Below are 13338 nucleotides of genomic sequence, written 5' to 3' on the forward strand. Positions count from 1 at the left end.
CAGGCCGTTCCGCCGTTTCCGCGGAACGGCCTTTTAATTAAAAATCCGTATTCACGGTCTCCCAATACGGACGGCCAAGACGCCCGCAACAAAAAAACTCTTCGTCAAGGAATAGCCAGGAATTGTCCAAACTGCGCTTTCCCTCTCCTATATTGCGGACAAACCGGTTTGGAAATTAACAATCATTATTCATCCTCACGTCCTCGCTGGAACATTTGCCCTCTTCCCGGCCCAACCGGAAAACAAAGGTAGCGGCAGGTTGGGAATAATGGAACTGATGGCTTGCACGGGTTGCCCCTCCATCCGCAATTAAAATAATCTTAAAACCTTCATTGGAAAACCGGATATTTTTTTCATCCCAATATCCATAACCGGACATAACAGAATATCTTCCTATTTCTCTAAATGAACCGTCCTGCTGGCGCAGAAAAGCTTTAAATTCATAACTGTTGAAATTGGCGCCCCTAGGCGTTCTCCACACTAAAGCGGCTTCATGGTCCGCCTGCCAGATTACTTTGTTATCCGGATTGTCCCGGAAACAGTTTTCCAGAAAAGCCATCTCCTGCTTGTGAAAACGCAAGGCGGCGCCATCTACCGGAGGATGATCGACAAGAGGAGAAGGCGCACCAGAAGCCACAACAAGGGGAACCGTGCAGCAAGAGAAAAAAAACGTTTTCAAGGAGGCATTCATCTTCCGGATATTACTTCATCAAAAAGACGGCTCAAGTCTCAATCACCTGATCCGCCTGATGATGCTTCAGAATGATTTATCTATCCAAAGGGCCACCGGGCCAGACAGACAAATTATCCCATCCGTCTGGTTTGACGGTGCAGGTCCGGTACTGTTTTTCAGTCAAAAAGTCAGTTCCTCCAATAGTAACATGAGGCTTGGGAGTAGTGCCTGCCGTTCTAAATCCATCATAAGGAACGGTTACGCCACCGCTCAGAACCTCAAGAAGCGCCTTTCTGGCTTCTTCCGGTTTTTCACAACTCAGCCTGTCAATATCCCTGTACTTCTCCCCTTCAACCTTGGCATATTGCTGATTTGTTACAGATGCCCAATTAGGATTCTTACCGTCTTTGATTTCTCCAAATTCCGTCAACATACTCAACAATGGATTTCGATAGGCATTCCCTTTCGTGTTGCCGAGACGATTCAACATCACCAATGCAATCGCCCTCATCTCGGCACCCTTCGTATCGGCTTCCGCATAGATGGCTCACACCATTAGAGAGTCAGAACATCGTCTCCGTCGATGCGGAAATAATGCCGTTCTGCTTTTTCTACTCTAATGTATCTTTTCCAGGTGTCAGTACGATCTTCTACATTCTGCTTGATAGGAATCAGCACGGGGTCGGCCACTCAACTAACAAACAAATTTTTACAAAAATTTGATATGTAAAATTCTTTTATGGCCTGCCTGCGGAAGTCATGCCGTCCCACGCGGGAAAGTAATAATGCAGGGTAGGTTCAGGCTCATTCAACAGGCGGTAATGCCACCATTCCGGAGCATAATTGGCAAAACCCTGTTTTTCAAAAGCCTTTTTCAAAATCATCCTGTTTCTGCGTTGGGACGGAGTCACTAATGTGGAGTCCGTGGCGGAACTGGGATCCAGCAGGTCATGATGGCCGCCCATATCCACCGGCTTTCCGGTCCTGGCGTACAGCAGGGAAACATCCACAGCCACGCCCCGGGAATGTTCCGAGAAATCGCGCACATAGTGGTCTCCGAACACCTTGGCCTTGTCAATATGGGGATAATACCGGGACTTCATCTTCTGGTCCCCTTCGTCAGCTCCCCATTTGCAAATGTCCAGCACGGCGGTATGGGGACGGTAGGCGTCATAAATTTCCAGCAGGTAACCCTGACGATACAAATCTTCCGAGACTTTTTTCAACGCCTGCGCCGCCTGGGTGCGCAGGATGGCGCGCCGACCGTGGTAACCGTCCAGCGGACGCCCTACAAAATTGTCATATCCGGCATATTTCAAATTAGTCTTTACCAGGGGTGCCACCTGGTCCACATACACAAAGCCCGGCTGCATCACGGGCTGAAGGGGCTGATTGAACGCCGGTTTGAATTCCTTGCTGCCGGAACAGGAAACCAGTAACATGAACATGCCGCATACCGCAGCTACGCAAGTCTTCATGACCACGAAGCGTAGCACGGCATGCGGCGCAAATCCGGTCAGGATTCCGTCATTTCCAGGAATCCCTTGATCTTGCTGATGCGCGTGGGATGGCGCAGCTTGCGGAGGGCTTTGGCTTCAATCTGGCGAATGCGTTCGCGGGTGACGCTGAACTGGCGGCCCACTTCCTCCAGAGTGCGGGGACTGCCGTCCCGGAGGCCGAAGCGCTGTTCAATAACTTCGCGTTCACGGTCCGTGAGGGTGTCCAGAACATCCTTGATTTTTTCTTTCAGGAAAGAGAAGGAGGCTTCCTCCATGGGATTTTCCGCCGCCTTGTCTTCAATAAAGTCACCGAAGGAGGTATCGTCGGAATCCCCCACGGGGGCTTGCAGGGAAATGGGCTGCTGGGCCATTTTCAAAACGGAACGCACGCGTTCCACAGGCAGATGGATTTCTTCCGCGATTTCTTCCGGAGTGGGTTCCCTACCGTACTCCTGCACCAGCTGCTTTTGCACGCGCATCAATTTGTTGATGGTTTCAATCATGTGCACGGGAATGCGGATGGTGCGGGCCTGGTCTGCAATGGAGCGGGTGATGGCCTGGCGGATCCACCAGGTGGCATAGGTGGAGAATTTGTAGCCGCGGCGGTATTCAAATTTTTCCACCGCCTTCATCAGGCCCATGTTGCCTTCCTGAATCAGATCCAGGAAGGAGAGGCCGCGGTTGGTATATTTTTTGGCAATGGAAATGACCAGGCGCAGGTTGGCCTCTACCATTTCATCCTTGGCCCTGCGGGCTTCGCGAAGCCATTTGCGGAGTTCCTGGTAGGCTTCTCCCATCTCATCCGCAGTCATCCACATGCGAAGCTCCAGCTCTGCCAGATGTTCCTTGAGTTCCTTGTTGTCCGGATCCAGGGCAACCTTCTTCTGCATGCGGAGCACGCGGTCGCGGGCCTCGTCAATCATGGAACAGAAATCCTCAATCACCTTGTGCTTGAAATACAGGCGACCGAAGAACTTCACCAAAACGCCGGCAACTTTGTCGAATTCGGCCTGGCGGGCCTTGACGGACTTGGCCGCCTCCTTGCTGCGGTACAGCTTGCGGAAGGAACCGGATGCGTCCTGATGGGTCTGCTGTATCTGGGCGCAGAGCTGGGCCAGCCCTTTCATATAGCGCTCACGGGAGTCTATCTTTTTGTCAAGGATAACGCGGTCAAAGCGTTCCTCATTGTCGAGCAGGCGATAGGCTACGTCCAGATAGGCATTCGCGATGAAACCGAAGCGGTGCACACAGCGCTGGACGTTCTGTTCCGCGTCCTCAATTCTCTTGGAAATGGCCACTTCCTCTTCACGGGTAAGCAGGGAAACCTGGCCCATTTGTTTCAGGTACATGCGGACGGGATCATCCAGAATGTCCATCTTGGCTTCGAGCTTTTCCTCTTCGTCCTCTTCTTCCGTGCTGATGCGGGTGCGGTCCGTGTAGCTGTCCACATCAGACGCGTCAATGATGTCAAACGCCATGCTGCGCAGGCGGTCCATGATGGCCTCGTAATCCTGCTGATCGACAATGTCGTTGGGAAGGGAGTCATTAATATCGTCAAAAGTCAGATACCCCTGTTCCTTGGCGAGCTTGATAAGTTCACGGATTTTTTCCTGAATCTCCGGAGCGTCAATCGGATTCGTGACCTTGCGGCTGGCAGCCCTCTTGCGTTCCTCTTCCAATATTTCGCTTAACTTTTTGGGCGTTTCCTCCTTCGCAGCAGGTTTGGCAGCCTTCTTCTCAGCCGGCTTCTTCTCCGCAGCCTTGGCTGGAGCTTTCTTGGCAGGAACAGCTTCAGGCGCCTTTGCCGGAGTCTTTTTGGCGGCCGGCGCCGCCTTCTTGGAGGCAGAAGCCGGAGACGCTTTTTTTGCCGGGGCCTTTTTTTCCGCAACGGGTTTGGCGGCGGCCTTTTCCGTAGCCGGAGCGGCAACCCTGGCGGAGTTTTTTTTGGCTGGAGCCGCCTTCGGAGCGGTTTTGGAATTTTTTGCGGCGGGCCGGGCCGTTATTTTTTCCTTGGATTCAGAAGCTTTTTTGTTGGCGGAAGTCTTCTTGGGAGAAGAGGGGGATGGGTCACCGGATTTGGACATATCTTGAAAAGAAGAGGGCACAATTCACCATTATATCAATACCCGGAGGTATCGAGGCACTACATTGTACCCAGCAAACGCTTCAAGTCAACACTAAGTTTGGACAATTCCAGCCTTCTGGCAGCATCCGTGGAGGGATCCGCCAGTTCCGCCATCAGGGAAGCGATGTGCCTCTCCAAAGCGGCCTTCGCAATGCCGGAGCAGGCTTCCTGTACACTCCTGTCCACATCGGGAATGGGGATAGGCTCCAGATTCAGCATACCCAGGGCATCCCGTTCCGGCTGAGGCAGGGACGCCAAAAAAGCCTGAACGGCCGCGGGGCTGTCCGGAGAAGGCAGCCTGGCCAGAATTTTTTTTAAGATGCCTCCGCCCTGCAGCAGCCGCATCGGCTCCAGCAATTCTTCAATACGGTCCACGATAAGCCCCTGGGCACGGGAATTCTGAAGGGCCAGTTCACAGAGCACGGCCACGGCGCGATCCATTTTCACGGGAGGATGCCGCGGGACCCCCGCAGCCGTCTTACGCTCTGCGGACTGGGCCTGTTCCTGCCCCTTCCGGCGTCCGGCCATTCTGACGGCGCCGCGCAAATTATCTGCAGCCATGCGCATGCGCGTGGCTATGTCAGCCGTAGCCAGGTCCCGGGCCACCGGATCGCTCATGCAGGCCAGCAGGACCGTCATCTCACGGGCAAAAGCGGCGCTGGAAGCGGCGTCATCTAACAAACCGCCCTCCCTGGCCCGCTCAATGCGAACCTCAAAGAAGGAACGGGCCCGCTCCACCATCCCAGAAAAAGCCTCTTTCCCCTCCCTCTTCATGAAAGAATCAGGATCGTCCCCGGCAGGAAGGTTCACCAGGTAAATATCCTTGCCGAAGGGGGCCAGTTCACGAAAAGCCCGATCCGCTGCAGCCATGCCCGCCTTGTCCGCATCAAAACACAACACTATCCGTGAAGCATAACGTGAAAGAATCCGGGCATGCTCCGGAGTAAACGCCGTCCCCAAAGGGGCTACGGCAAAAGAAATACCCGCCTCGTGGCAGGCAATGACGTCAATCTGCCCCTCGCACAACAGGGCTTTGCCGCTTTTTCCCATAGGGCCGCGCGCCTTGTCCAGGGCAAACACCACGTCCCCCTTCTTGAAAATGGCCGTCTCCGGGGAATTAACGTACTTGCCTGCGTTTTCCTGAGGCCGCAGAATGCGGCCGGAAAACGCCACACATTCTCCGTACACATTGTTGATGGGGAACATCAGCCTGTCCCGGAAACGGGCGTACAAATCACCCCGTTCTCCGCGGTTGGCGAGACCGGAATCTATCAGGACCTGGTCCGGAATCCCCTCCCTGCGGGCCCAGGCCAGAAACTCCCGCGAGGAATCGGGAGCCCATCCCACCTGCCAGCGTTTCGCCATGTCTGCCCCATAGCCGCGGGAATTCAGGTAAGCCCTGGCCTCCGCCGCCTTCGGGGAACAAAGCAGGAGCCTGTGAAAAAAAACAGCTGCCTTCTTGTGGGCTACAAGCAAAGCCGTGCGTGCCTTGCGCCGTTTTTCTTCCGCGGCGTCATAAACCTCTTCCACAATGGAGATTCCGGCTTTTTCCGCCAGCCTTCGCACGGTATCCGCAAACCCCAGGTTCTCCATCTTCATCACAAAAGTAATGGCGGATCCTCCTTCCCCGCAGCCAAAGCATTTGAAATTCTGCCGACTCTGGTCCACAATAAAGGAAGGCGTCTTTTCATTGTGGAACGGGCAGCACGCCTTCCACCGGGAACCGGCCCTTTTCAGGGGAAGATAGGAGCCCACTACATCTACAATGTCAGTGGCCTCCAGAACGCGCCGGATGCTGTCTTCATCAATCCTTCCCATAAGGCGGAACCAGTCTATCACAAGGGGGCCGGGTGCACAAGAAGACAGAACCGGAACGTCATGCACGGAAAAACAATGCCTCCGCAGGCAGAAAAAAAATGGCGCAGCGCCAATGGCTTTCCTCCCCGGAGGAACACATTTCCCCATTGAGCGCGGGAACGGAACATGCTAGCCTGTCCGCATGAAGCGCATCCACCTTCTGTTGCTGGCTCTGCTGGCCCTGTTTGCCGGCGCCCCCTTCCGGGCGGCCGCGGAGGACACTTTCCGCGACAGGGTAGTCATTATCCCCGTAGGGGAAGACTCCCTGACCAGCAAACAAAGCTTCGGCTTCATGAACCGCATCCTGAAGAGGGCGCAAGAGGAGCAGGCTCGCGCAGTAGTATTCGACTTGAACACGCCCGGGGGCCTGGCCTGGGAAACCAGCGAAATGATGATGAAAAGCATCCAGCCGCTCACCATTCCCACCTACGCCTACGTAAACCCCAGGGCCATGTCCGCCGGGGCGCTCATCTCCGCGGCGTGCGATAAAATTTACATGGCGCCCGTCTCCTCCATAGGGGCGGCCGGCATCATCACCTCATCCGGAGAGGAAATGGACCCCGTCATGCGCAAAAAAGCGGAAAGCGCCTTCTGGGCCTTTACCCGCTCCGTCGTGACGGAAAAGGGTTACCGCCCGGAAGTGGTGAAAGCCATGATGATCCCGTCCGACCAGGACCAGCAGTTCGGCCCCGTCAAACTGGAAAAAGGCGCGCTCCTGACCCTGACGGGCAAGGAAGCCGCCGCGCGTCTGGAAGACGGCAGGCCCCTGCTGGCCCAGGGCACAGCCTCTTCCGTCACGGATCTGCTGACCCAGGAGAAAGTGAATGCCCCCGTAGTCACGGCGGAACCTACGGCGTTTGAGCGCATCGGCCTCTGGATTGCGTGGGCTTCCCCCATCCTGATCCTGCTGGGCATCGGCGGCATTTACATGGAATTTAAAACGCCGGGATTCGGCATCGGCGGTATTGTGGCCATTGCCGCGTTTGCCCTGTTCTTCTTCGGCAACAACATTGCCGGGAATCTGGCCGGCTATGAGACGGCGGCCCTGCTCGTTCTGGGCATAATCCTTCTTTGCGTGGAATTCTTCGTTATCCCGGGCACATTCATTGCTGCCGTTGCGGGCGGCGTCTGCATCTTTCTGGCCCTGTTCGGCGGCATGGTCAGCTCCTGGGAATGGGACCATATCATCCGGGACGGACAGTGGAATGACGTCAACACGCTGGCGGCAGTCCTGGGCATTCCCCTCCTGAAACTGGCCCTGGGCCTGACCGGAGGCTCCATTCTGATTGCCCTGCTGATGAAATACCTCCCGGATTCCATCCTGATGCGCCGTGTCACCAACGCCACGGTCAGCGGAGGTTCCGCCGGTGAAGCGGTCAATATCGCGCGCGTTCAGGTAGGAGACCGCGGGAACGCCGTCACGGAGCTGAAACCTAACGGAAAAGCCATGATTCATGGCGAAATATGCGAGGTTTTCTCTCGACAAGGCATACTGATTAAGGGTACCCCTGTGCGCGTCGTGGACATCCGTCCATTCGACCTCGTCGTCGTCAAGGACGACTTCCCCTCCGGGGATTGACGCCATCACGCTTCCTACTTACTGCCATGCCTCTCACCGTTGGACTCATTTCCCTGGGCTGTCCCAAGAATCTGGTTGACTCTGAAATCATGATCGGCCACCTGCAAAAAGCCGGCATGACCATGACTCCGGAACCGGAACTTGCGGACGTAATGGTAGTCAATACCTGCGCTTTCATTGACCAGGCCAAGCAGGAAGCCATCGACGCCATTCTGGACATCGTGCGCGCCCGGGAAAACGGGGCTTATCCGGAAAACCAGAAACTAATCGTGGCGGGCTGCCTGTCCCAGCGTTTCCGCAAGGAACTGCCCGCCCTGCTGCCGGAGGTGGACGCCTTTATCGGTCCGGATCAAATCACCAAACTGCCGGAAATTATCACTCAAGTGATGAACCGGACCATACAGGACCGGAATTTCATTGAAGGGAAATGCAGGTACGTTCCTGACTGGAACACGCCGCGCTACCGCCTTACCCCGCCGCACACGGCCTACATCAAGATAGCGGAAGGCTGCAACCACGGCTGCGCCTACTGCATTATTCCCATGATCCGTGGACGCCACCGCAGCCGTTCCCAGCAGGACGTGGTGCGTGAAGCGGAAGCCCTTATCCGGTCCGGCGTGAAGGAAATCTGCCTCATCGCGCAGGACATCACCTATTACGGCATGGATAAATGGACGGACGAACGCCCCAACCGCCGCAGCGCGGTCGATTCCTCCCGCGGAGAGTCCCTGGCCTCCCTGCTCCGCGCCCTGAACGCCATTGAGGGGGAATTCTGGATCAGGCTGCTCTACACCCACCCCGCCCACTGGAGCGACGAACTGACCGCCGCCATCGCAGAATGCCCCAAAGTGGCCCGCTATGTAGACATCCCCCTCCAGCACATTTCCGATAACATGCTGGACGCCATGCAGCGCGTAACGGACGGAGACTATATCCGCACCTTGCTCCGGAAGATCCGGAAAGCCGTTCCGGGCATCGCCATCCGCACCACCTTCATCACCGGATTCCCCGGAGAAACGGAAGAAGACCATCAGGAGCTGATGGAGTTTATCGAGGAATTTCGTTTTGAACGCGCCGGCATATTCACCTTCTCACGGGAGGAAGGGACAAAAGCCTACAAGATGCCCAACCAGGTGCACCACCGCACCAAGGCGCGCCGTTACAATGAAGCAACCATGTTGCTGGCGCGTCTCGCCTCGGAAACGGGCCAGGAGCAAATAGGCAGACAAATCCGCGTGCTGGTGGATGCACCCGGAGTCGCCAGGACGGAATGGGATGCTCCGGACATCGACGGAACCGTTTCCGTTCCTCTGACGCTGCCCGTCGGACAATTCGCCACCGTCACCGTAACGGATGCCGTTGCGTATGAATTGACGGCGGAATAAGATTACTTCCTTGCCCGGCAGAAAGAAACCGGGGACAAAAACACGGGCGGAGCGTAGGCCTGCATATGTTGCCTCCTGTTTTCCGCCCGGCTTTCCGGATTTTTCCTCAAAGGCCCTACTGCTTCACGCTGGATTCAGGCAGGGGAACGTTTTCCGGAGGCGCTTCCTGAGGCGCGGCTCCCGACGGAGAAACGGAATTCGGAACAGGAACCAGAGAGGTATTCATCCGGGATATATCCAGCTCACGGGAAGCGGCGGCGGCTTCCGGACTGACGGCGCCCATATTGGAGGGCAAAGGAAGCAAGGCACCGTCCGGGCCAATCATATCGGAGGCGGAAACAGGATAAAAACTCATCATTTCCTGCGGATTAACAATCTCCGAGAGGCTCACGTAGCCCTGGCTGCCGTCTTCAAACTCAACTTTGGCGAATAAATCCCCGCAGACCAGCACCTTTCCGGTTTTCACACCACCCCTGACGGTTCCGCTGGTGGAAAAATTATTTTCCGGATTCTGCTCAAACACCATCATTCTGTCCTTCTTGAACGTAACGGCTTCCCCAGGCTTGTAAAATGCCTGTTCCGCCTTGTTTTTAGCCGCCATTTTCTTGGAAGTGATTCCTACGGGATCCAACGCGGAACTCTGGCGGTCCCAGGCATTCACATGCTTGTTCGGACCGCAGGAGGCCAGCAGCACCAGCAGAGCGGAAAAGGGAAAAAGCAATTTCATTTGCGGATTATCTTAATTGCCGCGGCTTACGGATGGAAGCAGAATTTGCGCCTGTTTCCGCCGGAGGCTGTTTCTAAAAGAAAAATTCCGCCTTTCCCTCCTGTTCATGCTGTTTCCGCAGAGAAAACCATGCCGCTCCCGAACCGGCCTCCCGGGCAAATAACCGGATTCCCGGTAAGGCATTTATTCCCGCGGCGGAAAACAAACAGCCTGCCTTACCGGCGCCCGCCCCTGCTCCACTTCCCAGGAAAAACCGCAAAGCATGGCGCAAAGACAACGTATTAAGCTTGCTGCCTTCCCACCGGAAATGCTATTCTGGCGCTTACTGTTCCAACGGCTGACGAAGGTCTATCCGGAGGAACCGCTCAAGTAATGCGTTCTGATATGGATGAGAAAAGATTAGCCGGCGTAGTTCTGCCATTGTTCTCCCTGCGCCGTAGCAATGACCACGGCATCGGTGACTTGACGGCTTTGCGCCAATGGATTGACTGGGCGGCGGATGCCCATGTGGGTTTCCTTCAGCTGCTCCCCGTCAACGCCCTGGGCAGGGACGAATGCCCCTCCCCCTATTCCGCCATCAGCTCCGTAGCTTTGGAACCCCTGTACCTTTCCCTGGAACCCTGGACCATCCCCGGCCTGGAAGAACGCGTATTCAATGAAACGGGGGACACGCTGCCGTGGGAACAGCCCTCCGGCCCGGATCTGGTGGACTATCCCAAGGTCAGATTCTGGAAAATGTGGATTCTGCGGGGAGCCTGGAACAATTTCAAGACCAAGCCGGAATATGAATGCATCATGCCCAAATTCAGGGAATGGGTGAAAGAACAGGGAAGCTGGCTGGAAGACTTTGTCTGTTTTCAGGTCCTCTGCGACCTGTTCGGCACGGAAATCTGGTGGCATTGGCCGGAACAGGATCCGGCGCGGGCCAAGGCCATTGCCGCCGATTACGAGGAGGAAAAGGACTTTGCCCGCTGGCTCCAGTGGCTCTGTGAAAAACAGTGGGAATTCATCCGCATTTATGCGGACGAACGCAATGTGAAGCTGATGGGGGATATCCCCATTGGCGTTTCCCTTTCCAGCGCCGACGTCTTTTTTGAACGCCACCTGTTTGACACGGAATGGTGCGGAGGAGCCCCGGCGGAAGGCAGCTATGCGGAAGACCCATTCACGGCCAAATGGGGGCAAAACTGGGGCATTCCGCTGTATAAATGGGATGTCATGGCTCAGGATAACTTCGCCTGGTGGCGCCGCAGGGTAAAGTACTGCACCAAGATTTTCAGCATGTACAGGATTGACCACATCCTGGGATTTTACCGCATTTACTCCTTCCCGTGGAAACCCACGGAAAACGGGGACTTCCTGCCTCTTTCCCACGATCAGGCTGCCCAGAGGACGGGCGGGAGGCTGCCCGGCTTCAAGCCCCGCGGGGATGATAATGCTGCGGACCGCAACATGAACCTGGCGGACGGAGACCTGTATCTGCGCCTTCTGCTTTCCGCCGCTCCCGGCGTCAGCGTGGTGGGGGAAGACCTGGGCTGCGTTCCGGATTACGTGCGCCCGAACATGCGCCAGCTGGATATCCCCGGTTTCAAGATTCCTCACTGGGAAATCAAGGAGGACGGAACCATTACGTCCGGACAGGAGTATCACGAATGCTCCTTTGCGGCGTTCGGAACGCATGACTTTGAAACCATCATGCAGACATGGAACGACAGCTACGCGAAAATAGAACGCGCCCGCAAGCTGGGACTGTGGGAGGACGGCTCCCCCAAAACGCCGTCCGGCCCGGAACAGGAAAACATCGTGCGCCAGGCGGAGGACGGAGCGCGCCTGCTGAAATGGTTTGCGGATTTCTCCGGCATGCAGCCTGAAACCTGGCTTTCCTGCTGGAACCAGGAAATCAAAACGGCCATGTACAACGCCCTGTTCCGTTCCCGTTCCCGTTATGCGGCCATTCTCTGGCCTGCCCTCTTCGGCATCAACAAACGCCTCAATATTCCCGGCACTACGGGAGGAACCAACTGGAGGGAGCGCATGCCCTTCAAGGCCGTGGAAGCATGCGGCATGCCGCAGACTGCTTGGCTGCGCACCATCATCGACGGCTCCGGCCGCATGCCGCTGCAGGGTGAAGACGCCATCAGGGCGCTCAAGGAATCCAGCAAACGCCTCTTCCCGAAAATCACCGTCAACAACGAACGCTTCCTGAAACGGATGCTGATGTGGCCGAACGGCAAATCCCTATAGCCAACAGCCGGCGGCCGCATCTTTTTCATCCCGTTACGGCGGTTTTTGGTCTTCCCTTCCCTGGGTAACAGGAAAAGACAATGGCTGACCAGTTCGGGAGGCGGAGGTTGAAGATACGACGCGCCCTTCCTTGTTGCCTTGGAGCCTGGGAGAAATTCAACGGGACCGGAAACGCGCAGCAGACAAGCTCCACCCAAAAAAGAAACGCCCAGGCAATGGAACAAACGGCGTAGGCGAATCCCAACCTGCTCAACAGGTTCAAAATAAAAAACGCCGCTTTCCTGCCTGTATTTTCTGTCAGGAAAGCGGCAAGCTGAAAAATAATATATATTTCTATGCCAATCGGCGGCGGCGCATCATGAGAGCAGTCAGCCCCAGGAGGCTCAGGGAGGCTGTGGCAGGTTCCGGCACAACGGCCACATATTGGACATACACACCCTTCTCGTCAGTACCCAGATGATATTTGCCAAAATCCTCGGCTGTCGCAGTCAGCTCTCCTTCAGTAGAAGTCAGCGCGCCTCCATCGGTTCCAGTTATTGTCCCCGCTGCAAGGTTCCACGTTTGATAAAGATTTGTGTTGAAAGCTTCTTCTTCAGCCCCGCAAATCAAATACCTCTTTTCAAGACCATATGTAGATGTCGCTGTTACTATCCCGGTATTCAGGGAAGCGGAAATGGTCGTCGTGCGGTTATTGCCTTCCACCCCATTCATGGAGCCGGACATGTAATTGATCACGCCATGAACACCAAAAACCATGGAATGGTTGGCGCCCGGATCAAAGATATTGTAAACGTTCACCGTCCCGTCAATCCGGCTTGTGCCGTACGCAAACAGCGCATTGACGTTCAAAACGCTTCCTTCTCCCACATTGAATTGCCCGTCAAACCGGGGATTTCTGCTGGGAATTGATGAAGAAGGGGTTAAGTTTCCCAGAGAAACCGTTGCTCCGTCGGTTAGATTGAAAATGGTGGAAGAATTACCAAAGATGGAACCTCCGGTTTTTTCCCAATTAACGGAAGCGCCGCTGATGCTAATGGTATCGCCATTGCCCGGGACAGCATTGGTATCCCAGTTGGCCGCATCTGTCCAATTTTCAGTTCCTGCTCCACCAGTCCATGATACGGAAGAAGCGGAAGCGCTTCCTAACAAGGCAGCACTCATCAATAAAAACAATGATTTCTTCATAATCGATTTTACAATTAAAAAACCTAGACGGCTTTTGGATGTTAACGGATTATGAATCCGCCGT

11 protein-coding genes are annotated in these 13338 nt (G+C 55.4%); 4 read left to right on the top strand and 7 right to left on the bottom strand.

Annotation, left to right across the window (positions count from 1 at the left end):
* Positions 1-175 precede the first annotated feature (175 nt).
* The 5 genes from CI070_RS07835 to dnaG form a co-directional block, all read right to left on the bottom strand.
* On the bottom strand, positions 176-559 hold the full coding sequence (locus tag CI070_RS07835; RefSeq protein WP_143245623.1) for a hypothetical protein: 384 nt from the start codon (positions 557-559) through the stop codon (positions 176-178).
* Between the two features lie 208 nt (positions 560-767).
* Positions 768-1184: a hypothetical protein gene (locus CI070_RS07840; protein ID WP_022198781.1), complete on the bottom strand. Its 417-nt coding sequence runs from the start codon at positions 1182-1184 to the stop codon at positions 768-770.
* A gap of 226 nt (positions 1185-1410) precedes the next feature.
* Positions 1411-2151 carry a M15 family metallopeptidase gene (locus tag CI070_RS07845; protein WP_094136471.1) on the bottom strand — a complete coding sequence of 247 codons (741 nt, stop codon included), beginning with the start codon at positions 2149-2151 and terminating at the stop codon, positions 1411-1413.
* Positions 2152-2189: 38 nt separating this feature from the next.
* A complete protein-coding gene (gene rpoD / locus CI070_RS14225; RefSeq protein ID WP_094136472.1) occupies positions 2190-4256 on the bottom strand; it encodes an RNA polymerase sigma factor RpoD in 2067 nt (688 codons plus the stop codon).
* Between the two features lie 59 nt (positions 4257-4315).
* A complete protein-coding gene (dnaG, locus tag CI070_RS07855) occupies positions 4316-6115 on the bottom strand; it encodes a DNA primase (protein WP_179218402.1) in 1800 nt (599 codons plus the stop codon).
* A gap of 181 nt (positions 6116-6296) precedes the next feature.
* Here dnaG and CI070_RS07860 point away from each other — a divergent pair, with 181 nt between their 5' ends.
* A complete protein-coding gene (locus tag CI070_RS07860) occupies positions 6297-7733 on the top strand; it encodes an NfeD family protein (protein WP_094136474.1) in 1437 nt (478 codons plus the stop codon).
* A gap of 26 nt (positions 7734-7759) precedes the next feature.
* The gene (rimO, locus tag CI070_RS07865) at positions 7760-9118 is read left to right on the top strand and encodes a 30S ribosomal protein S12 methylthiotransferase RimO (RefSeq protein ID WP_094136475.1); all 1359 of its coding nucleotides are present in this window, start codon (positions 7760-7762) and stop codon (positions 9116-9118) included.
* Positions 9119-9233: 115 nt separating this feature from the next.
* On the opposite strand, the gene CI070_RS07870 is transcribed toward rimO, so the two are convergent.
* A complete protein-coding gene (locus tag CI070_RS07870) occupies positions 9234-9845 on the bottom strand; it encodes a hypothetical protein (protein WP_094136476.1) in 612 nt (203 codons plus the stop codon).
* 384 nt (positions 9846-10229) lie between these two features.
* Between CI070_RS07870 and CI070_RS07880 the strand changes: the two genes are divergently transcribed.
* Positions 10230-12089, top strand: coding sequence for a 4-alpha-glucanotransferase (locus CI070_RS07880; protein ID WP_179218403.1), 1860 nt, complete (start codon positions 10230-10232; stop codon positions 12087-12089).
* A 333-nt stretch (positions 12090-12422) separates the two neighbouring features.
* Here CI070_RS07880 and CI070_RS13585 read toward each other — a convergent pair whose 3' ends face one another.
* The gene (locus CI070_RS13585; protein WP_218824890.1) at positions 12423-12956 is read right to left on the bottom strand and encodes a PEP-CTERM sorting domain-containing protein; all 534 of its coding nucleotides are present in this window, start codon (positions 12954-12956) and stop codon (positions 12423-12425) included.
* Position 12957: 1 nt separating this feature from the next.
* Here CI070_RS13585 and CI070_RS13590 point away from each other — a divergent pair, with 1 nt between their 5' ends.
* Positions 12958-13329: a hypothetical protein gene (locus CI070_RS13590; RefSeq protein WP_179219367.1), complete on the top strand. Its 372-nt coding sequence runs from the start codon at positions 12958-12960 to the stop codon at positions 13327-13329.
* Positions 13330-13338 lie beyond the last annotated feature (9 nt).

The organism is Akkermansia muciniphila (genome assembly GCF_900184965.1).
Classification (GTDB): domain Bacteria; phylum Verrucomicrobiota; class Verrucomicrobiia; order Verrucomicrobiales; family Akkermansiaceae; genus Akkermansia; species Akkermansia muciniphila_A.

Excerpts from the sequence above, each read along its gene's own strand:
- CI070_RS07835 (WP_143245623.1), bottom strand. The coding sequence starts at position 559 with ATGGCTTTTCTGGAAAACTGTTTCCGGGACAATCCGGATAACAAAGTA.
- CI070_RS07840 (WP_022198781.1), bottom strand. The coding sequence starts at position 1,184 with ATGAGGGCGATTGCATTGGTGATGTTGAATCGTCTCGGCAACACGAAA.
- CI070_RS07845 (WP_094136471.1), bottom strand. The coding sequence starts at position 2,151 with ATGAAGACTTGCGTAGCTGCGGTATGCGGCATGTTCATGTTACTGGTT.
- rpoD (WP_094136472.1), bottom strand. The coding sequence starts at position 4,256 with ATGTCCAAATCCGGTGACCCATCCCCCTCTTCTCCCAAGAAGACTTCC.
- dnaG (WP_179218402.1), bottom strand. The coding sequence starts at position 6,115 with ATGGGAAGGATTGATGAAGACAGCATCCGGCGCGTTCTGGAGGCCACT.
- CI070_RS07860 (WP_094136474.1), top strand. The coding sequence starts at position 6,297 with ATGAAGCGCATCCACCTTCTGTTGCTGGCTCTGCTGGCCCTGTTTGCC.
- rimO (WP_094136475.1), top strand. The coding sequence starts at position 7,760 with ATGCCTCTCACCGTTGGACTCATTTCCCTGGGCTGTCCCAAGAATCTG.
- CI070_RS07870 (WP_094136476.1), bottom strand. The coding sequence starts at position 9,845 with ATGAAATTGCTTTTTCCCTTTTCCGCTCTGCTGGTGCTGCTGGCCTCC.
- CI070_RS07880 (WP_179218403.1), top strand. The coding sequence starts at position 10,230 with ATGGATGAGAAAAGATTAGCCGGCGTAGTTCTGCCATTGTTCTCCCTG.